This window comes from Parachlamydia acanthamoebae (assembly GCF_000875975.1).
GTDB lineage: Bacteria > Chlamydiota > Chlamydiia > Chlamydiales > Parachlamydiaceae > Parachlamydia > Parachlamydia acanthamoebae.
The window spans coordinates 92,266-113,397 of the sequence record NZ_BAWW01000002.1 but is presented as its reverse complement, the minus strand read 5'-3'; the positions used below and the strand labels follow the sequence as shown (position 1 = coordinate 113,397).

Annotated in this window: 19 protein-coding genes; 9 read left to right on the top strand and 10 right to left on the bottom strand. The window is 37.9% G+C overall.

What is annotated here, in order from left to right; translation table 11 throughout:
• The first annotated feature begins 1 nt into the window (after position 1).
• Positions 2 to 226, top strand: a complete 225-nt coding sequence (locus tag AOM43_RS00710) for a putative signal transducing protein (protein ID WP_059358660.1) — start codon at positions 2 to 4, stop codon at positions 224 to 226.
• A 29-nt stretch (positions 227 to 255) separates the two neighbouring features.
• Here the strand turns inward: AOM43_RS00710 and AOM43_RS00705 are convergent, their stop codons facing one another.
• The 5 genes from AOM43_RS00705 to AOM43_RS00685 all read right to left on the bottom strand — a co-directional run bounded on the left by AOM43_RS00705 (position 256) and on the right by AOM43_RS00685 (position 6,559).
• Complete coding sequence (locus tag AOM43_RS00705; RefSeq protein WP_006341759.1) at positions 256 to 753, bottom strand: hypothetical protein; 498 nt, start codon at positions 751 to 753, stop codon at positions 256 to 258.
• Between the two features lie 99 nt (positions 754 to 852).
• A complete protein-coding gene (locus AOM43_RS00700) occupies positions 853 to 1,731 on the bottom strand; it encodes an SDR family NAD(P)-dependent oxidoreductase (RefSeq protein WP_013925029.1) in 879 nt (292 codons plus the stop codon).
• 450 nt (positions 1,732 to 2,181) lie between these two features.
• Positions 2,182 to 3,471: an NTP/NDP exchange transporter gene (locus AOM43_RS00695; protein ID WP_059358659.1), complete on the bottom strand. Its 1,290-nt coding sequence runs from the start codon at positions 3,469 to 3,471 to the stop codon at positions 2,182 to 2,184.
• Positions 3,472 to 3,612: 141 nt separating this feature from the next.
• On the bottom strand, positions 3,613 to 3,840 hold the full coding sequence (locus AOM43_RS00690; protein ID WP_059358658.1) for a hypothetical protein: 228 nt from the start codon (positions 3,838 to 3,840) through the stop codon (positions 3,613 to 3,615).
• Positions 3,841 to 3,913: 73 nt separating this feature from the next.
• A complete protein-coding gene (locus AOM43_RS00685; RefSeq protein ID WP_059358657.1) occupies positions 3,914 to 6,559 on the bottom strand; it encodes a protein kinase domain-containing protein in 2,646 nt (881 codons plus the stop codon).
• Positions 6,560 to 6,698: 139 nt separating this feature from the next.
• Here AOM43_RS00685 and AOM43_RS00680 point away from each other — a divergent pair, with 139 nt between their 5' ends.
• The 4 genes from AOM43_RS00680 to AOM43_RS00665 all read left to right on the top strand — a co-directional run bounded on the left by AOM43_RS00680 (position 6,699) and on the right by AOM43_RS00665 (position 10,676).
• A complete protein-coding gene (locus AOM43_RS00680) occupies positions 6,699 to 8,075 on the top strand; it encodes a TolC family protein (RefSeq protein WP_013925034.1) in 1,377 nt (458 codons plus the stop codon).
• Entirely contained in the window at positions 8,072 to 9,349 is a 1,278-nt protein-coding gene (locus AOM43_RS00675) for a multicopper oxidase family protein (protein ID WP_059358656.1), read from the top strand. The genes AOM43_RS00680 and AOM43_RS00675 overlap by 4 nt, the downstream gene beginning before the upstream one ends.
• A gap of 379 nt (positions 9,350 to 9,728) precedes the next feature.
• Positions 9,729 to 10,121 (top strand): hypothetical protein, encoded by a 393-nt coding sequence (locus tag AOM43_RS00670; RefSeq protein WP_226987339.1) that lies wholly within the window; start codon positions 9,729 to 9,731, stop codon positions 10,119 to 10,121.
• Between the two features lie 195 nt (positions 10,122 to 10,316).
• Positions 10,317 to 10,676 carry a hypothetical protein gene (locus tag AOM43_RS00665; RefSeq protein WP_006341919.1) on the top strand — a complete coding sequence of 120 codons (360 nt, stop codon included), beginning with the start codon at positions 10,317 to 10,319 and terminating at the stop codon, positions 10,674 to 10,676.
• 126 nt (positions 10,677 to 10,802) lie between these two features.
• Here AOM43_RS00665 and AOM43_RS00660 read toward each other — a convergent pair whose 3' ends face one another.
• Positions 10,803 to 12,788 carry a hypothetical protein gene (locus AOM43_RS00660; protein ID WP_059358654.1) on the bottom strand — a complete coding sequence of 662 codons (1,986 nt, stop codon included), beginning with the start codon at positions 12,786 to 12,788 and terminating at the stop codon, positions 10,803 to 10,805.
• A gap of 801 nt (positions 12,789 to 13,589) precedes the next feature.
• Here AOM43_RS00660 and AOM43_RS00650 point away from each other — a divergent pair.
• Entirely contained in the window at positions 13,590 to 14,801 is a 1,212-nt protein-coding gene (locus tag AOM43_RS00650) for a cation:proton antiporter (protein WP_006341923.1), read from the top strand.
• Between the two features lie 115 nt (positions 14,802 to 14,916).
• On the opposite strand, the gene AOM43_RS00645 is transcribed toward AOM43_RS00650, so the two are convergent.
• Both AOM43_RS00645 and AOM43_RS00640 read right to left on the bottom strand, forming a co-directional pair.
• Positions 14,917 to 15,888: a quinone oxidoreductase family protein gene (locus tag AOM43_RS00645; protein WP_059358653.1), complete on the bottom strand. Its 972-nt coding sequence runs from the start codon at positions 15,886 to 15,888 to the stop codon at positions 14,917 to 14,919.
• A 32-nt stretch (positions 15,889 to 15,920) separates the two neighbouring features.
• Positions 15,921 to 16,640 (bottom strand): MgtC/SapB family protein, encoded by a 720-nt coding sequence (locus tag AOM43_RS00640; protein WP_059358652.1) that lies wholly within the window; start codon positions 16,638 to 16,640, stop codon positions 15,921 to 15,923.
• A 188-nt stretch (positions 16,641 to 16,828) separates the two neighbouring features.
• On the opposite strand from AOM43_RS00640, the gene AOM43_RS00635 reads away from it, so the two are divergent.
• The 3 genes from AOM43_RS00635 (at position 16,829) to AOM43_RS00625 (ending at position 18,267) form a co-directional block, all read left to right on the top strand.
• Positions 16,829 to 17,044, top strand: coding sequence for a hypothetical protein (locus tag AOM43_RS00635; protein WP_059358651.1), 216 nt, complete (start codon positions 16,829 to 16,831; stop codon positions 17,042 to 17,044).
• 349 nt (positions 17,045 to 17,393) lie between these two features.
• Complete coding sequence (locus AOM43_RS00630; RefSeq protein ID WP_059358650.1) at positions 17,394 to 17,867, top strand: hypothetical protein; 474 nt, start codon at positions 17,394 to 17,396, stop codon at positions 17,865 to 17,867.
• A complete protein-coding gene (locus tag AOM43_RS00625; RefSeq protein WP_059358649.1) occupies positions 17,827 to 18,267 on the top strand; it encodes an exonuclease/endonuclease/phosphatase family protein in 441 nt (146 codons plus the stop codon). Before AOM43_RS00630 ends, AOM43_RS00625 begins: the two co-directional genes overlap by 41 nt.
• On the opposite strand, the gene AOM43_RS00620 is transcribed toward AOM43_RS00625, so the two are convergent.
• Entirely contained in the window at positions 18,264 to 20,174 is a 1,911-nt protein-coding gene (locus tag AOM43_RS00620) for an alpha/beta hydrolase family protein (RefSeq protein ID WP_059358648.1), read from the bottom strand. The two genes, AOM43_RS00625 and AOM43_RS00620, sit on opposite strands and share 4 nt — an antisense overlap.
• Positions 20,175 to 20,251: 77 nt before the next feature.
• Complete coding sequence (locus AOM43_RS00615; protein WP_059358647.1) at positions 20,252 to 21,112, bottom strand: DUF6492 family protein; 861 nt, start codon at positions 21,110 to 21,112, stop codon at positions 20,252 to 20,254.
• Between the last annotated feature and the right edge of the window lie 20 nt (positions 21,113 to 21,132).

Sequence of the window (21,132 nt, the reverse complement as noted above, 5' to 3'; positions counted from 1 at the left end):
TATGAATAATTTTGTTTGCATCTATCGGACTTTTGATATTGTTCAGGCAAATTTGATCAAATCCCATTTCGAAAATGAAGATATCCTTTGCGTTCTAAAATCAAACGATGCAAGTAGGATTCTTCCTCATCTTGGTTTTAGCCAGGGGGGAATAGAAATTTTGATCCATGAGCAACATTTAGAAGATGGTCTAAAAATTCTACAAGAGATTACCATTAAGCTTTAATAATACAGGGTCGACATGGCCCTTCTATTCTAATCTTTTGGACTCTCATTTTTATCCTTTTCTAAACAGATCTTAATCATTCCTTCGTAAAAAACGGTCAAATCTTTAAAAGCCCCTCTGCTTTTTTTATAAGTACTAAAATTTTTCAGTACAAAAATTTCGATCATGTTGATCATTTTTGACATAGGAATAGAATAATTTTCTGCAAGCGACCTCACATATTGTCCTTTTGGCATCATCCCTATTGAAAATTCTTTCGAGGCATGCACGATATAAGACCGGACAACATGCTTAGCAAAGCTTTGTTTATTAACAAAGATCACTTGCCTCTCTCCATTAACAATGGCCTGAAATTTTAATGCAAAGCCAAATAAAGACATCGCCTTAGCCATCAAACCTGTATGAATTTTGAAAGAAGCTCCCTTTAAAACTAATTTATTGGGATCGCCGTTTTCGTGATAAAAAGGAATGTCATAATTCGAACTAATAATATACGCCCTGCCATTTGAAATTTCTACGCTTCTCATATTGTCTTACGAAATTGTAGTTTTAAATCGGTCAAATATAATATTTCTGAAGAAATTTCACTATCTCAAAATGATTGAAGTAAAAGGCTGCCGAATGATTCAAGAATAATGTGCACTATCCCCTGCAGTCACATCGTAGGTAGCTCCAGATACCATGCGAGCAGCATCCGAGGCTAAGAAGACGACAACTGGAGCAACATCTTCTGGCTCAATCCAAGGAACTCCAAGTGGAGTTTTATTGGCCAAGATTTTTTTAGCAATATTTTCATCAGCAAAGCTGCCCGTCGGCTCTTTTCCAGCATCTTCCAAGATTTGCGTGTACCTTTCCTCATGCCGTGTCAGAGGTGTATTAATTAAGCCGGGAACAACAGCGTTCACTGTAATTCCATACTCGCCCAATTCTTCTGCCGCGGATTTCATAAGTCCAATGATCCCCCATTTAGAGGCTGAATAAGCTGCTCCGTACTTTGTTCCATGTCGACCTTGTGTAGATGTCGTGACAATAATCCGTCCGCCTCCTCTTTTAATTAGATAAGGAGCAAAAGTGCGAATGACATTTGCTGTACCCGTCAAATTCACATCAATATGCGTCTGCCAATCTCGATCATCCATTTCAAGCAAAGGCCTAAATTCTTGAATACCCGCATTTGCAAAAACGATATCCACACCCCCAAATTCTTTTTCTATATGCAAAACAGCTTCTTTAAGAGCTGATAAATTTCTTTGATCAAGCTCCATACTCAGCCAACGGCTTCCCTCTTTTTTAACCTCTAAACCCGTCTCAATCAAATCTTGTGGAGTGGAAGCATCGACTCCGGAACGTGGACAAACCGACCCGCAAATGTCGATTCCAATCACATGTGCCCCTTCTCGAGCAAAAGCAACCGCCGTTGCACGACCAATTCCACGGGCAGCTCCAGTGACAACAGCAACTTTCCCATTTAAACACTTTCCAAAGCCTAGAATTGGCCTAACCATATGCATTCCTTACGCGAATCAAGAGTTAATAATTAAATGTTTTTTTTCATCTTAGGATGTAACAAAGATATTTCTCAATCGAATAAGAAAAGCTTTTGGGCAACATGACTTCATTCACATCTCAGGTTGTGAATTTTATAGGCACTCAACCAAGTTTGGTCTAAAAGTTAAAAAAAATTAAGTAGCTTTCAAACTTCAATCTTTTTCCTGAATCTCTTTTTGTTGATTCTTCAACAAGTCAATCTGAAGCTTCTTCATCTTCTAGAGATTTTTTAGTCCTTAGGTCATCACACAAATAATCACACATCTCTAGATCAGTACCCCATGCTGAAGCAGTAGAAGTAACTGCGCAACGAAGCTTAAACTTTCACAAAAAGAAAGGGAAGGATGCAAGAAAGCCCCTCCAAAAACCAAAGAAAAGAAGATTGAAGTCTAACAAGAACTGTCACCTTATTTTTCGAAATACCCTTTTTCGGCTTGATTGGCCAAACGCCAGCCGAGCCAGCCAGAAGCTGCAGCTAACCCAGCCCAGATCAACCCAAATCCCGCGACATTGACACCTAAAGCTCGAAATCCATTAATGGATAGCAGAGATAAAACGTCCCCCGCCCGCCAAACAACCGTATCCACCGCATTTTTCCCCTTATAGCGTAAATCACGCGGAACAAGTGTATAAAGCGTTTCACGTGCGGGCTGGATCATTCCATGCGCAAGCGCACGAGTCAAAATCAAAACGAACGCCAAATAGGGCATTGTACCAAAAATCGGCGCATAAGGATTGACTAGAGCCATGATTAAACAAGCACAAACAACGATGACTGTCCAGATGGCAAACACAGCCCCTGCTCCATAACTCACCAATAACCAACGCGTGGTTGTCAGCTGCACAACCACCTGAATGATATTTGACGAGAGGTCCATATTACTAGCAAACCGAGTCTGAGCAACCGCATCATTTGGAAAAGCCGCTCCTGAGTAATCTGTAATCAAAGCATAAGCAACTGTTCCGATAGCATCGTTTAAAAGCATCATAAGTGCCATGTACCCGATGAAAGGATTGGTAAAAATTTGCTTTAAACCATCGAGCATCCCCCCACCCACAGCGGCCTCACTAGCCACTTCATTTCTATGAAAGCCAAATTGATGCGCCCAATTCCCTAAAATAATCACACATAGAACAGCTATAAGCAGTAATCCCGCTGAAACAGCAAGTAACAAAGGCAGCCTTATGACCTCTACAAGAGTACGCGTAATCATTGGACCAACCACAGCTCCAAGCGTTCCACCTAAAGCGATAATAGGAAACAAGCGCCGGGCTTGAGCATCACTCCAAATGTCTGTCATAAAGCTCCAAAATACCGATACCACAAACAAATTGAATACACTGACCCAAACAAAAAAAATGAGCCCAAAAAACTGAGCTGAAAGCCAGGCTTGATGACCAAATAAGGGAATAAAAAGGAGCTGGCAAGCAATGAAAAATAGATTAACTACTGGCATGATCACACGGCGCGGCCAACGAGAAACTAACCAGGCAAATAATGGAGTTAATAGAAGCATCACGATAAAAGTCGCAGCAAAAAACCCTGGTAATTGAGCCGAGCCCACTTCTGCCGCCAGCTGATCTCGTAATGGGCGCATGATGTAATAAGAGCCTAGCACGCAAAAATAATAGATAAAGGAGAGAATAACCCCATACCACTCTTCAATTTTTATTTTTCTATCGAGATCATTTTTCATTACTAACCTGTCAATGGAAATGGATGAAGCGTTAACGTTCCTTTATCAAAAATGTCATATGGTTAACATGGAAAAATAAAAAAGAATGATAAAAAAAAGGCAAACTTCCCAGTTTGCCTCTCTGAACAGAGATTATTTGTGCTAAATCTTTGTACCTAGATTTGACAAATTTCTACGTCCTGCTTTGCCTGTTGCTTCGTCCGCAACCCCTTGAGCTGCTTGTTGACGAAGTGCTTCTTCTTGTTGTGTCTGTATTTGTTGAGCAAGTGCTTGTTGGGTGGTCGTAGTTGCTGTACTGGCAGGATTAACGTTTTGAGCTGATTGCGAAGACTGTACAGAACTTGCATTATTATTTATGGGAGATGTCATAATGCCTCCTAATTAAGAGGTTATCCTTTTTTAAAATAACATATTTTGATTTAAATTTCAATTAAAAAATTTACTAAAAAATTCCCTTTCCCATCCATGTTTCTCTCTCTAATACCCTATATCTTTGCTCTTTTTTTGCATCCTGAACACACTGAAAAAAAAGAATATAATCACGATAAATTTGTCTTTTTTCCCATAAAGACATCTCTTCACGGATTTTTGAAACCCCAGAAGGGACGTCTTCTCTCATATGGCGCAAACAGCTCATTAAAAAAGGATAATCGGCATGTGTTTCATTAAAATGCTGTTGAAGAAGCTCTTCCGCTAAATCCCATTGCCTATCCTGAAAGTAAGCTCGAATTTTTAGGTGAATCAATTTTAATTGATGCTCAGGTTGTAATTCATGTCTTTTGATCAATGACTTAGCTGTCTTAATCACAACATTGGTTTGCCGCAACAGCAGAAGTTCATTAAGAATATGAAAAACAGGTCGCAAATGCTGAATCGACAATTTCCAGGGGAGTTCTGATAAAAATGAGAGGCGGATATCCTCTTTACGATGAATGTTTATCGCCTCTTTTATCCATCTCAAATGTGCAATCGCTTGAACACCTAAAAATTGCTGCGATAGCATTTCTATTTTTTCCCGAGCACATTCCCAAAAACCTAATTCAATCAATGCCATGAGACCTTGTTCGAAGAGCGGCAGCAGGGTGTAAGCCGAGCTTATTAATGCAATTAGAATTTCATCAACTTGTTGCGGTTTGGCAAGTAAGAAGGCTAAATGGATAGCTAGAGACTGGTATTGATATGCGTCATCCGCCTCTGCTAACTCAGTTTCTTCGATAAAATAAAGGGGTTTTAAGCGATGCTTTAATGATCTGAAGAGATTTTTAAATTTTAATAATCGCTCTGTTGGAAGACAGATTAGAGCGATTAAGATAAACTGACCATGCTTTTGAGCATCAAAAATAGTCTCATGGATGCGGTCTTCCAAATGTTGTTGTAAAATGGCAATCAGAGGGTGATGCGAAAAAGCTGTTAATCCCTTTGTAAAAGCCTGCATTTCTTTTTCTAGATCATTAAGCCATTGATAAACAAGGGTATGCCCTAAGTATCCCAAAGGTGCAGCAGATGTCGCCAGCAACTTCTCAAATATCCTTAAAGCTTCCTTAACTTTTGAACTTTCATGATTTTTTGCTTCTTCCAAAAGCGTAATTCCGGCCATAAAACTCGCTTCATTTCCTATCTCAGAATTGGTATCTACGCTCTTATATTTTTCCAAGGCAGCTTGATACTGATGATGAGCTAAAAAATAATTTCCTAAGCCTAATGGATCCTCTGCAAAATATTTGCAATCCACAAAAAGTTTGATCTCATCAATAAAATCAGTGGAAGACAAATATAACCCCATGTGGGTGCCCTTTTGAGGTACATAATGTGCATGGGAGAGAAGAAGTCTATCATTCACATAAAGACATAAGCTTTCCTTAGTATTTTCTATGCGAAATTGATAAGTGACTTCTCTCTTGAGAGAGACCTCTGGATTTTTAAAAACAAGCTTAGGTAAATGCCAGAGCTCAACTGACTTATTCTGGTCATCACAAGAGATCCAGATGAAGTCGCAAGTATTGAAATTTTCTTTTTTAGGAGCTGCTATTCCAAGCAAAAAACCGATTCCATCCGAATCTTCATTGAGCTGAATCTGAGCTTCTAATTTGCTTTCCGTAAATAAAGGCTGAGAAATCACCAAGGATTTTACATGCCCAGCGATCGAAATTTCCTCTTTAATATCCCATACACTTGTTTCCATATCTGCAATTTGAATCCATCCTGGGCGCATCTGCAAATACATTTCGAGTGCTTCAATGATTTCTTCGACAGACTGGTATCTTTTCTCAGGGCTTTCAGCAAGACATTTCATGGCCATCTGGGATAATAGAGGTGGAATGTGCCGATTTACAGAAACGTACACAGGATCTACAAGACTCTCTTTGTACATGTTTTGGTAATATTCATGGAGATTTTCTCTATGAAATGGATAACGTAGAGTCAAAATCTCATAGAGAATTAACCCTAAAGCATAAACCTCACTTTGAATAGAAGGGGATCCTCCTAAAGCAACCTCAGGAGCTAGATAAATGATTGTTCCAGCAATAGTCTTTGTTTTTTTATGTGAAGACTTGATTTGTTTTGTCGAAATTGCCAATCCCCAATCGAAAACGCGTACATCTCCAAAAACTCCGATCAACACATTGGATGGTTTTAAATCGCAATGAAGAATCTCTTTTGAATAGGCATAGGCGACAGCTTGACAAATTTTAAGAAAATAGTGAACGAATGTGGTTACACTATGTTTGGCATTTAGCGGAAGTCCGTCGATCTCTCTTTGTTGAGCACTTTTTATCAATTCTTTAAGTGTTTCACCTTCAATATAAGGCATGGTGTAATAGACTTGATCCTTTTCATCCACAATCGAATAAATGCTAATAATAGAAGAATGGGAAAGCTCCGAAGTAAGGTGCGCCTCGTTTAAAAATTGCTTATAATAATGTGTATTTTTACTGGTTTTAAAAAGACGTTTTAGAGCAACTTTGCGTTTGTTAACAGGATCGTAAACAAGAAAAATGTCCCCTTTTTCTCCTTGATTAATGCTTTTTAGCACCTGATAGGGGCCAATTTGAAATTGGACTTCCTCTGTGTTAGGTTCTAAAACCATAAATTCCTTATAATAGATAATTTTGCAACCTGCTTGCAATATATAAAAGTTTTTTAAATTTTCTAATAGTTCCCTTTACAAAATTGTGCTCTCTTTGTATGGATTACCCCATAAACAGAAACGCATGGAGTTAATCTGAGTGGCAAGCTTTTGTTGCAATCTTATTCCTATAGCCATTTTATGCCTCGTTTTTGGCTGCCAAAAAATACAACGATCAGATGATGTGTTTGTTTCATCTGCACTCGAAAGACGTCTCGATAAAATTGTGACTTGGAATCACAAAAGGGATCATGCCAGTCAAATTGAAGAAAACATTCAGAAGCTTCTCCAGGAAGAATTAACCGTTGATGTAGCTGTACAAATAGCTTTGTTCAATAATCCTAACATCCAGGCAACGTTTGAAGAAATTGGCATTTCGACTGCAGACCTAATAGAAGCAGGATTATTTTCTAACCCCTTTTTTGATCTTTTCGTCCGCTATCCTGATAAAAGAAAATTTGTGCCAGATATTGAATATTCCGTCACAGCGAGCTTTATCGATCTCTTTCTCATTCCCCTGCGAGTAAAGGTAGCAAAAGTCGAGCTCGAACAAACTACGTTAAGAGTGACTAACGACATTTTAGATTTAGCTTTTGATGTGGAACAAACCTATTACGAGTTGCAAGCCTTTCAACAGGATCTCAAGTATACTTTATTGATTGTTGAATTGCTGTCCATTCAAAATGAAATTACCCTCCGTCAGAGAAATGTTTATAATATTAATCGTCTTGATTTCCAACTCATACAAAATCATTTCTTAGAATCAAAGCTAGAATTTGCCAGGGTTCAGAACGAAGTCATTCGATTAAGGGAGAAATTAAATCGATTGCTCGGTTTTTTTGAAGAACCGCAATGGACCATATCTACTGATCCTCCCCCTATCAATTGTAAAGGCTATCCAATTGGACAATTGGAAAGCACAGCTTTTAGTGAAAGGCTGGATCTACAAATGGCCCGCTTTGAAGTTCTGCGCTTATGCCAAAAATTAGGCATTAAACAATGGTGGGTGTATACAAACGGTCGAATCGGAATTTGTGGTGAAAGGGATCCTGACGGTCTAGATACACTTGGCCCGGCTTTCTCGGGGGAAATCCCCTTATTCAATTATGGACAAGCGGCACGGATGCGTCTTCAAGCAGAATTGCGACAGGCCCAAGACAGATTAGCTAGCTTAGAAATTCAGATTCTATCTGAAGTCCGCGAAGCACATAAACTAATCTTCAATAACTTAAAAATTATTGAAGATTACAGAAATCGGATAATCCCCACACAAAATCAAATCCTAGTCTCTTCAGAAGAACTCTATAACGTTATGGGGCTTGGCATTGATCGCCTCCTAGAAAATAAACGACAACAAATACTCGCATTTCGCCACTACATCCTCGCATTACGCAATTATTGGATGGCAAGAGTTCAGCTTGATAGAGCTTTAGGGGGCAAACTCTACAAAATTTCGAACTGCGGTGATACCAAATGAAAACCCATCTCATTTTTTTCACTTTCCTGTTCATTCATTCATTATGCGCTCAGTCTGTTATCACACCCAATGTCGCCACTTTACCTTGGATAATGGATGGAGATGTCAAAGTTTTTCATTTGATCGCCGAACCCATACGCAGAGAATTTGCTCCGGGATTTTGGGTTAACTGCTGGGGATATAATGGATCAAGCCCAGGCCCTACCATCGAAGCTACAGAAGGAGAAAAAGTTCGAATTTATGTAACGAATAGGCTTAATGAACCTACAACAGTCCATTGGCATGGCATTATCCTTCCAAATGGAATGGATGGGGTGACAGGACTCAACCAAAACGCAATTCAGCCTGGCCAAACTTTCAAATATGAGTTCACACTCATACAAAATGGAACCTTTATGTACCATCCCCATTATGATGAGATGACTCAAATCGCTCTTGGTATGATGGGATTTTTTATTATCCATCCAAAAGTACAGGAAGAACCTTCTGTCGATCGCGATTTTGCTATTTTTTTACACGAATGGCGGATTCCAATGGGAACAATGACTCCTATTCCTTTTGAAATGCTAGATTTTAACATTTTTACCTTCAATAGTGTGCTTTATCCAATGACTGAATCTTTGGTGGTAAAAACTGGAGATCGAGTGCGAATTCGCCTAGCAAATGTCATGATGAATAGTCATCCCATTCACCTGCATGGACATGAATTTACAGTCACAAGAAAAGGAGCTAAAAGATTGCCCCTCTCCGCTCAGTACACTGAAAATACTGTTAACGTAGCCCCCGGAGAAACACGAGATATAGAATTTATTGCCGACAATCCTGGAGATTGGGCCTTTCACTGTCACAAATCTCATCACATCATGAATCAGATGCAGCATGACCTTCCAAATTTAACTGGAATTAATAAACGAGGAATTGAAGAACGTATTCGAAAATTTTTCCCAGATTTTATGGGGCTCATGAACATTAATGGCATGGGAGAGATGTTTGAGATGCAAGGCGCTCATCACATGAAGTCTCCCGCTAATATCTCACCGATAGGAAATCCAGGTCCTTTTGGCGTAATTGAAATGGGTGGTATGTTCACAATCTTTAAAGTAAGAAACCATCTCACAAGCTATTTAGTTCCGGATTGGTATCAACATCCACCTCATACAACAGCTGAAGCTGTGCATGCCGATGAAATCCCTCCTCAACTCCGCGAAATGGAAAGATCCGAAAATTGGATGCAAAGCAATCCTAGTGGGAGCATGAGAGGACAGATGCATTGAAATACTTGGCCCCCCAATTGAGCTTGCATATAATAATAGTATTTCAATTGGGCAACGTCAGATCAACTTCTAAAAAAAACTTTATTTTTTGAGAACTTAACGCAATGATATATTCTGCCAACATTGTTACTAATGATAAAAGTTTCAGCTTTTCCATCTACCACACAAAGTTTGCCATAAGGCAAATTCAAAGCTCCAACTCTTTCAGTTTGGGGTAATAACTTTCTTTCATTAACTTTGTCTATTGAAAACAACTAAAAAAATATTTGTTATTCATTTTATGAGCTTTCTCATTTATGGTCCCACAATAAAAATTTGATCCTTCTACTTTATCTGGAAACGTATTTTTGCTTGACTCGATCAACAAATGCAGCTAAGAATGAGCTCAAACATCAAAAATAATTTAAATTTTAGGAGAGAATTCATGTACGATGTAACATTAGTTCATGCACCAGCCCCCATTAATCGAACAAGTGGTTGGGAAACAGTGAGAAGGACTGCGACTGAAACAATCAAAGTCATAATAGCTGTAGCTGCTGGTTCATTTGCTGGTATAGGGAGTGCAGCAGGCTCACTTTACGGCTGCGGAATAGCCACTTTTTTTATAACAAATGGATCAAATCTAATGCTCGCAGGTCCTGCAACAGCTATACACTCAATAGCCTATAATACCATTATAGGGGGCTTAATGACTACTGCATATACAGTACCACTGGTGTTAGGCTCTGTTGTGGCATTTAAAGTTGGTAAAGAAGTTTATAATTCTTTTTAACATTTTTTTTCTTGCAGTTGAGATAGTGAAAAGTTTTTTTTGTTCTCTATATTTCATAAACTTTTTCACTATGGTCTGCAATAAAATTTGATCCCTGTGCTTTATCTGGAAACGTATTTTTGCTTGACTCGATCAACAAATGCAGCTAAGAATTAGCTTAAATGCCTATGATTATTTAAATTTAGGGGAAAGTTTATGTATGATGCCACTCTAGTCCACGCACCAACGCCCTTTATTCAAACAAGCAACTGGAAAACCGTAAGAAAAATTGCATCTGAAACAATTAAAATCACAGCAGCCATAGCTGCTGGTTCATTTGTTGGTTTAGCGAGCGCAGTAACTTCTTTCTCTTACGCTGGAATAACAGCCTTTACAGTACAAGCAATCGTCACTGGAACAAATCTAATCATTTTCGGGCCAACAAAAGCTGTTGAGTCGACGGCTTTCAAAATATTCGGCATGAGTTTAATGACGTCTGTATGTACATTAGCTCCACTGGTAGCTGGTACTTTTGCGGCTGTTAAAGCGGGTTTAAGCGTTTATAAAAAATTGTGAAATCCCCCTTCTTGCACTTGGAAAGACCTTAATCTCTGCCTATCTTACAATACGCATTTCTTTGGCCTGCAAATAAAATCTCACCTCTGTCGCTATATCTAAAGCTATCGAAAAAAATTTGAAAACCTATCGTACAATAAAAAAGTGTATCCGGCATTTCTTTTGACCAACATCATTTTTAGGATCGCGAATCGTTACAATCGATCCAGTTACAGACTCGATATAACTTCCATCAGGAAAGATCTTTTTCAGTACTCCTGAAGGTAATTCAACGTGAAAGCGTTGAGATGGTAGCACAGGAAATTCAATGAACTGATCTCTTGCATTTGCAATGAATTCCTCAACCATTTCCTGTTCTTGAGGACGTCTTGTGAGAGCTCTATGGTAAGAAATCCATGCTGGATCATACTTAAAAGAAGGATTGAAAACGTTTTCCTTTTCGATCTTGTGCTCAAACGTTACTGTAGCTCGAAAAGTTTGCGCCCTTGAAAACAAGCCATGTTCAACCTGGCAAAGCAAGGCGATAGCGGGTTCATAGATTTGAGGAGCTTTTTCTCGCGGATAGCGCATGCCAAATAACCATAACACTTCATTAGCAGCCCAAGCAAAATTATGAACGATAAGACTTTCCTCATTGAGAATCGGGTGACTTTTTGTCTGATCAAACCAATCTGTCACACGGGAAGCAACACGAAAAGAGGAGGATTCTTCCAATTGCTGACGGATTGATTTTTCCGAAATAACAGGAGCAGGGGCAGTAATCTCCGTGGATTTTTCTTTAAACATTTTTGAGCTTGTACCAGAAACTTCAAATTCTTGAGTCTCTTCATGTTCTGGAACAACAAAAGAAGTTTGCCTTAACTTTTTCTTTTTCTTTTTTTGAGGAGGCTTTGCCGTGGAAGCAGATTGTTTGGAAGGAGATTTTGGCTTTTGAAAAGATCTTTGAGCATCTGCTTCCCATTTCTGAATTTTTGATAAAAGTGAATAATTAAGGTCATTTTGGCTAATAAAATCTTTGCTAGAAACAAATGTCTCAGCACATACAACAGGCAAAGGCAAATTTGGATGTATTTTTTGATATTGCACAGTTTTTTCATACATCGCTGTGTACCATTGATCTAGTACAGGTGCAATTGGTTTGGCACACTCGAAGATTTCTTTAGCCATCCTTCCGAATTTTTGATTTCCAAAAAGATCAAAGACGATATCATCCACTTTAAAAGTGTTTGCATCCCAATCAAATAATTTTAAATATTCCCTCAGAACCTGTTCTTCAATTTTGGAATTTTCAAAAAATGCAGTTATCTGTTCATTAAGATCGTTCATATCATCGATCACTTCAGCTCTTTTACCCATTAATTCCTGAATGATGCAAATGGACAAGAAGGCATGTAAATAATGTTTAAAATTGTGATCAGATGATTCTGCCTTCTTTTGAATGACTTCTTTAAATAACTCATCATTTTTTTCCCTTTTAGGATTATGGAAGCAAAATTGAAGAAAAAGGAAAAAAGAATAATCTTCAATCGATAACAAATGTTCATTTATATATAGATCAATTTTTACATTTGAATCACCAATTAATATCAGTTTAAGATTGGTAGGGCTCTTTTTCATTAATTCGTTAATTTTTTCAGAAATAGCCGCTATCTGATAAAAGCTACGTGCATATAAACGCTTATTCGCGATTCTATTCAAAAGTTCATATAGCAAAAAGTATTCAGCTTCTTGAATGTTCTCTAACTTTTTATCAAGAATGACATTTAAAGCTTTTGCCTCATTTCCAAAAAAATCCCTGCTTATGGATCGCTCTTTTTTTTCAATCAGAGCTTGAATTTTTTTCATGGTTCGATAGGCTTCTTTGTCCTTATCTGAATCAACATATTCCACTATAGCCGTTGTGAATTTTTTTCTGGCTTGCTCATCAACACTATAAATGGGAGCTTTCTGAAGAATACATAAATATTTTTCTAGAATTTCGCCTTTTGATAAAGCGGGTTTGTCAGAACTTGGAACAACTCCATTTTCGGTATAGACCCAACCTTTATTGGAAACCAAGTTAAGTTCAATTGACCATTTATTAAAATGGCTTAAACATGAAATAGGAAACATTTTCTACCCATAGTAAAATACATAAATTAATTTATTATACATTAAGGCAGAAAAAATATTAAGAACAAATTATCTAACAAACAATTTTTATATGTTTTTTAATTTCAAGATACCGAGATAATTCAGATAAATCTTCAACTACTAATCCATATAATAAAAACGTCCTTTCTGAAGAATACCTATTATTTAACATTTCAGAAGTTGGATTAGTGAAATAATTTCGAATCTCTCCCTCCAAAATAAATTGGCACTTTTCGATGACTTTTTTACTTTTGACATTAGCTTTATTGCAGCCAATTTCAACTCGGTCACATCTCATAAAATCAAAAGCAACACTTGTTAAAATTTTAGTAATTAACGTTGCAATATCCAATAGCCAATTTCAAAACATTTTTTATTTCTCGTTTTTGATGAATGCAAACTTTTGCAGAAATAGTTTGCGTCACTTGTACCTCTTTAAAAATGTTACATCTGCTTCAACTCATTTTGAAGCAGATCGGAAGCCATCTCCTATTTAAGAAAAGAATGTTCTTGGTATTTCATATGAACATTTTGCATCTCTAAGTTAAGATGCCAAATTGTTGTAAAAAAGGTTTTAGCCAATTTTTTTTATTTTTTTCGAACAAAGATTAGCTTTTCATTATCGTGATACCTTTAGGAATTAGTCACTTTTAGCCTTTAGAACCTTTTTCATTGCTTTTTGAGAAAAAATCTGTTTACTTGTGTCTAAGTGGCAACCTAGTGAGAACGTAGGATTTGTGCTAGATTTTTCCACTAAAATAAATGAACATAAAGTGGCATATGGAAGCACACACATTCTTAATTCAGCTTGTTTTAATCTTGTTTTCAGCTCGGTTGTTTGGTGAGGTTGCAGCCTACTTTCAGATTCCTTCAGTCATTGGCGAATTAGTCGCCGGTATTATCATCGGTCCAAGTGTTTTGGGATTAATTGAGATCAGCAATCCTATTCACCTCTTGGCTCAGATCGGTATAATCCTGCTTCTTTTTGAAGTTGGCATTGAAACTGATATCGGTCATTTATCTTCAGCAGGCGTAAAAGCCCTCATTGTTGCTGTGGGAGGTGTCGTTTTACCTTTTATACTGGGCTTTTTAATTAGCTACTACTCATTCGCTTTCTCCCTTTTGGCGAGTCTCTTCATTGCTAGCACTCTTACAGCTACGAGTATCGGGATTACTTTGAGAGTTCTGCGAGACTTAAAAAAGCAAAATAGCCAGGAAGCCCAGATCATCATCGGAGCTGCTGTTCTTGATGATATCATCGGAATCGTTTTGCTCGCGATGCTTTATGAATTTTCAGTCAGTGGAGAAATCAACTTACTGAGCACAGGGAAGGTCTTACTCTTCATTATCCTCTTTTTCTTTATCTCCCCCATATTGGCTAAAGCCGTTTCACAAATTATCAGAAAGTGGGATGAAAAAAGTGACATTCCGGGTCTTTTACCTACAACAATCGTTTCTCTCATCCTCTTATTTGCTTGGACAGCTCATTATTTAGGAGCTCCAGAGCTTCTTGGCGGATTTGCAGCTGGACTAGCCTTGTCTAGACAATTTTTTTTCCCATTTGCTGCGTTTTTACACGAGTCTAAAGAATTTAGTCATCGCGTTGAAAAGCAGATGAGACCTATTGTGCATTTATTCACCCCCATTTTCTTTGTGGCAATCGGTCTATCTTTAGACCTTAAAGCTGTAAACTGGCAGTCCATGTACATTTGGGCATTAACCGGTTCTTTGGTATTGGTTGCAGTCATCGGGAAGTTATTTTCTGCGTTTTTTCTCAAAGGAGAAAAACGGATCATGCAGTTTATCATTGGAACTGCCATGATTCCCCGCGGTGAAGTTGGCTTGATTTTTGCGAATGTCGGGCTTAATGCGGGTGTCTTAAAGAGCGACGTGTACGCAGCTATCATTCTCGTGATTACGATTACGACATTATTAGCCCCATTTTCTTTAAGATGGCTTTACAACTACTCTGAAAAAAGCACCGCTAATTAAAAACCTAATTTAGACTTTTAAATATTATCAAGCTAAAGCACACAAATGGGGATATTCGCTAGAAAATCCCTCATTTTTTTCACTGCATATGTGTTTTGCCATCGCGCGGATGCACTTATGCTTTGATCTTCAAAACAATTTTTCCTATTGTTTGACGATTTTCCAGCAATCGATGAGCTTCCGCAACCTGATCTAAAGGAATCACTTTGTCAATTGTCAGCTTTAACCATCCTTCTTGAATCCCTTTGATGACTGAGTGAGCTCGTTGAAGCATTTCATCTCGCGTAAGTAAATAATTCGGAAGACTACCTCCTGAGACTGTCAACGAACGAACCATTAGTGCATTTGGGGGAATAGGTTCTGCAGGACCACTTGCTGCCCCATAAATAACGATATGACCACGCAAAGCCGCGGCCTCTAAATTTCCCTTAAACGTTGTTTTTCCTACCCCATCAATGATGAGATCGGCCCCATGACCATCTGTTAAACGTTTAGTTTCTACCGCAAAATCTTTTTCATTATACAGAATAACGTCTGTAGCTCCAGCTTGGCGGGCAGCTTTTGCCTTTTCTTCAGTCGAAACAGTCCCAATGACTCGCGCTCCTAAATGACGTGCCCACTGAACCAGAAGCAGTCCCATTCCACCTGCTGCTGCATGGATAAGCACCACGTCTCCCTGCTTTGGCTTGCGAAATTCATGCAACAGATAATGGGCTGTCATGCCTTGCAAAGGGAATGCAGCACCTTGCTCTAAAGAAAAACTGCTGGGTAAAGGAATCAAACTTTTTGCATTAATAATACTTGCTTCAGCGTAAGCCCCAGGTTGATGCACATAAGCAACATGATCACCAACTTTGAAGTCTTCAACCCCTTCTCCTACTGCCTCAATAATTCCTGAAGCTTCAGAACCAGGAATATATGGAAGCGTTCTTGGATACGTTCCTCTTCGTTGGTAGATTTCCACAAAATTAACTCCAGCATAGGCTAATCGAACGAGCACCTGTCCTTTTCCAGGTTTACCTATGTCTGCATCTTGATAGCTTAAAACTTCAGGATCCCCATACTGACTGACAACAATAGCTTTCATCTCTTATTCCTTTGATTATTTTAGTTCATTTTTTACGAGCTGCTACCACTTTGTATATCGACTTTATCGCTTTCATAGGTTTCGATTTTTTCTATGCCAGGTAAATTTTTTAGAGCTTCTAAAATTACAATAGATTCAGAACCCAAATTAGAATAAAAAAATAAATGAATCACTTCTTTATCTTTTAAAATTTCCACCTGCAAATTGGCTAAACGCAAAGCCGATTTTTGTAAAATCTCATCTAAAGCAATAAGTGAAATTTTCGGTGCAATAGCAAATCTGATTTCGCTAATAAATTTTTTCTTAAAGAAAATTTTCTCAAGGGGTTTGATTCCAGCCAAGACAATAAAGATCATGATCGTCATTCCAACCCCTGCGAGGTAGAGCCCACCCCCGATAGAAAGACCTACGGCTGCAACAGCCCATAAACTAGCAGCTGTTGTAAGTCCTCTTATGGCATTTTTCCAAAACAGAATTGTTCCTGCTCCAAGAAATCCAATTCCACTTGCAACCTGAGCTGAGATACGCGACGGATCAAGGACAACAAGTTCTTTTTGTAAAATTCCATTAAAACCATATTGTGAAACGATCATAAATAATGTGGAGCCCATACACACCAACATATGGGTTCTTAAACCTGCAAACCAGCTTCCCCTCTCTCTTTCTAAGCCGATCATGCCGCCCAAAATTGCGGCAAGAAATAACCTTAAAAGAATCTCCACATCAGAAAGCATTAATTGCTGATTAAACATGTATCTTCCCCACCATATTGGCTAAATTCAGGATACTAATCTCAAAAAATATTTATGCTCAATAAAAATATGAATTATCACAATGTTTTTTTGATATCGTTAGTTTTTTGTATTTAACTGATATAATCATAAAAAAATCATCCAAAAATTAAATAATATTATAATAAAGGCTTACTATAGGAGGTTCGATGAGCTCTTCTTCCGATTTTTACATCTTAGGCATGAATATTGGAGCTGATCAAAGGGATTACACTTTTCTTCATCATACTATCCCGACCTCGAGAAATGATACAGTTGGCTCTCTAGCTGATGAATATCAAAAAAATATTGAGCAAATGGAAGGCTTACCTCCTGAGTCTAATGAGTTGGATAGGCTAGCCCAAAAAAAACAAGCCATTGAATAAAAACTTTTTTATCTTCTTGAGCAAGAAAGAAGTCCACAGTTTGACCCACAAAATCCCCTTATTGCAGAGCTGGTTTTTAATAAGGGCTTAGACATCCTTGAAGCTCGCATTAACAATCCTAAATTCGAAGAATTAATCAAAAATCACGAACCAAAACTCCATGAAGCCTTAAAGAAAAGAGTCAAGAACAGAGGGAGCCAAACAATTTAAAGAAATATTCCCTAAACTATATCGCCATTTATCAACTCATCACAAAGACCAACTTCCAAAACCATTTAAAATTCCCATCTATGTTAAGTTAGCTAACCTCTTTTTAAGCATTTTTCCCAAGAGAACGGAAAAAAAACCAGTGAATGACTTTCTTACCCCTCTGGAAAAACAGTTTCAGAAAATTAAAAATCGATTATCCGAAAGTTTTTTCCAAAAAGTGATCACTCAACCTAATCGACCTGCAGTCATCTCCCTTCAAGAAGTTCAATCTTCGAATCCGCACGTCCTGGATATTTTGCAACAAGGCAAATATACAATCATGCGCGCCTCTGAAAATTCTGACACAGCCATTGCCATTGAGACCCAACACTTTGAAGAATGCAAACCGCTTAATCTTTCTGCATATGCACAACAGCTAGACGATAATGTCGCAGTGTATGCTAAAAATAAAGAAACGAAAGAAGCATTTATTTTTCTTTCTGTCCACATCCCTGGCTACGAACTTGAATTTCCACGGGAAAATTTGAAAGATCATATCACAAGCTCTGAAAATAAGTTGGAATCGGTTTTCGATGTGGTTAACGCCCTCCAAATGTGTATTTCAAATACTTAAAGAAAAGTATCCAGATGCCAATGTGATTATTCAAGGAGATTTCAATACGTATCCTGAATACTTTAATTCGGATCTCAATCCTGAAATTTCAGAAAAAATAGAACGTCTAAATATATTTTCTCACTTAGAGCAAAAACAAGATCTCGAGGTATATCGAACAGATAAGCCAACCGAGCTCAATCGACAAGCTCAAGAGCTACAAGAACGGGAACTCGATTATGTACTGGTAAGCAAAAGTTTAAAGGGTCGAGTTCATATGTTTGAACCCGATGATCAAGAACTTAGTCTAGCAAACCTTGCGGAAGATACAGTCCACTTTGATCCAATGCTCCTTTTTTCAGATCACAGACCATTGTGGACAAAAATTTCAGGCAAAAAAGACAACAAAGAAAACTCTTAGGAGTTTTCTTCCTCAAAAATAGATTTCTTTAAGTATTCATCTAAAAACTCTAAAATAATTTTGGAAGAGGAAATCTTATTTTGTTTCTTTGTAAAACCATGCCCTTCATCTTGATAAATTTCGTAGCGATAGGGCGTCCCATTTTTACTAACAGCTTCGACAATTTGATCAGATTCTGCTTGCAGAACTCTGGGATCATTAGCCCCCTGTATTACCAAAAGAGGTTTAGTGATATTTTTTGCATGAAAGAGAGGTGAAATACTTTCAAGATAAGCCGTATCTTTTTCCGGATCACCAATTTTTTGATAGAGGCTCTCCCTTTGATATTCCCACCAAGCGGGAATTTTTTTCAGAGTGCTGATCCAATTTGACAATCCAAACAGATCCACGCCAACAGCCATCTCTGAGGGACGAAACGCAAGGGCGGCAAGAGTCATATAGCCTCCGTAGCTTCCTCCAATCATTCCAATCTTATCGGCATCGACATAACCTGTTGAAATAAGAAATTTCTTAGCCCAGATACAATCATCTAAATCGGCTTCACCATGTTTACGATCTGCAGCCTCATAAAATGTTTTACCATATCCGCTGCTCCCTCGATTATTAACAGCTATTACAGCATAACCATGGTTAACAAGATATTGAATGAGAGAACTGTATCCGACACAAGATTGCCCACCTGGCCCACCATGAACCCATATTAACGCAGGAATCTTTTGGCCTCTCTCAATGATTTTGGGTTTGTAATAGAGCGCCGGGATCATTAATCCATCGTAAGAAGGATATCGAATAACTTCACCCTTTACGAGATTTCTTTGATCGATATCGAGACTTAAAGAATCTGTAAATGGGTGAATGGATCCATCAGGCAAATGACAAACATATAAATTATTTGGTGAATCGCAATTATTCACTCCGAATAACATCCATTTTTCACTGCTTGAAATCTTGGCTAGCGTGATATTGCCTTCTGGCATTCCTGAAAATTGAACGGGTTTTTGTGCTTCCTGATCATAGACTTTTAAGACAGCGCATCCATCCTCATTTACAATCGTTACACGATATTTCCCATAATGAGAAAAGTAACAAGATTTGATATCCCAATCATACTTTTCCAGGATTTCAATATGTCCTGATTCGAGAGCATACGCGCAAAGAAAGTAGAACTCATCATTTTCATTTGTCATAAAGTAAAGGGTTTTAGAATCTAGACTAAATCCAGCACCTATTAAACAGAAATCCTCTGCATGAGGCATTATCGCCTTGAGCCCTTTAGTCGCTACATCATGTAAAAAAAGTTGATAGTTGTTATTTTTAATGATCTTTCGAACAATAATAGAGCGTTTATCCGGAGAAATACAATCGACCTCAAACCCTTGTTCATTTTTAAAGAGCAGTTTTGATGTAAAATCTTCTATCTCCATTTCATACAGATCCATATATTTAGGATCTCGATGGTTGGACAAAAAGAAAAAGCTGTTTAAGTCCTGGCTCCATCCCATAAACTCAGCTTTAGCTCCTGAATAAGGAGTTAAATCTCGCGAAGACTGCGCATTCTCCCACAAAAAAATGTGGTTAAGCTCATTGCCGGCTCCATCAGAGGTATAAAGAAATCGATCATCTTTAGGAAAGGTCGAAACGACAAAAATAGCACTGTCATCAGATGCTGTTAAGGACTTTAACTCCCCTTTGGGATTTTGAATGTCCTTAGAGTAAATATTAAAAATGCCGGTTTCATCACTTGAGAAGATCACTTTTGAATCATCAAAGGAGATCACTCCTCCTACATAGTTTTTTGTATTTAAGAATTGCTCAATACTATAGTGCTTAAAAGGACTATCCTCGGAAAATCCCGTTGCGAACTGACACGCAGAAAGAAAAATTAAAACAAATGTCACCCATTTCATAAACAATCCTTCGTGATTTTTCAGGAAATAATAGCTAAATTATTTTATTTTTGCAATTGGATGAAAATAAACTCTTACTAAATTCTTGACCATGCATGACAAGATACGTAGTGATAACCTTGTGCTTTATACTGAGATAAATGCTTCAAATTCGAAACATTTTTCCATTTCAAATGCCGCAACTTGACTTGATTCGTTCTAGAGAAAACAAAATTAAAATAGATCTCAAATTCGGATGCTCCAGACGCAAGTGTATAATCCTCACTCACGCATCGACAAAAAGCCTGCCATAAAGGCATTTTGTGATAGTTTTCAACGGCTGTGAATAATTCCTGCAAGACAGGTGCTTGAAAAAGCATGTGATGGGAAATTCCTGAATGTTCAGGATATAAACGTCTTAGCCCAGGAAGAAAACGATCGGCATGCTCAAAATAAGTTTTGTGATATTCCGTTCCAGGATTATACAATCCTCCAAAATCGGCTCTCAAAAACTCAACTGGATTTAAAAAAATGGTGTCTGAATCCAAAATTAATATGTTTGAGGAAATATCGGGAATCACAAACGCTGCGTAGTATTTCAACATCTGTTGATAATACCAACCCAACCTCGCAGGATCTTGTAGATAATACTGAGAAGCATTGGTATCTCCTTTTAAAAGATGAAATGCAATCTCAGCTTTATTGAAGGGAAAGTTTGCTTCATCAAACCACTCAGCCTGATCGGTTAAAGGATGCGAAGAAACAACAATGATACGTCGAATTTGAGCACAGTTTGCTTTGAGACCCGCAATGCAAAAATTCAGAATTTCTAAATCTTTCGCAGTACAGGGAATGACCACATCAATAGCTTCGTCTGTAAAAGAGTATTGTTGAGCAGGCAAGGAGCCCTGAATCAAATGGAAAAAAATAAAAATAAAAACATGGATAAAACGCTGCATGATGTCCAAAATTCCCGTCG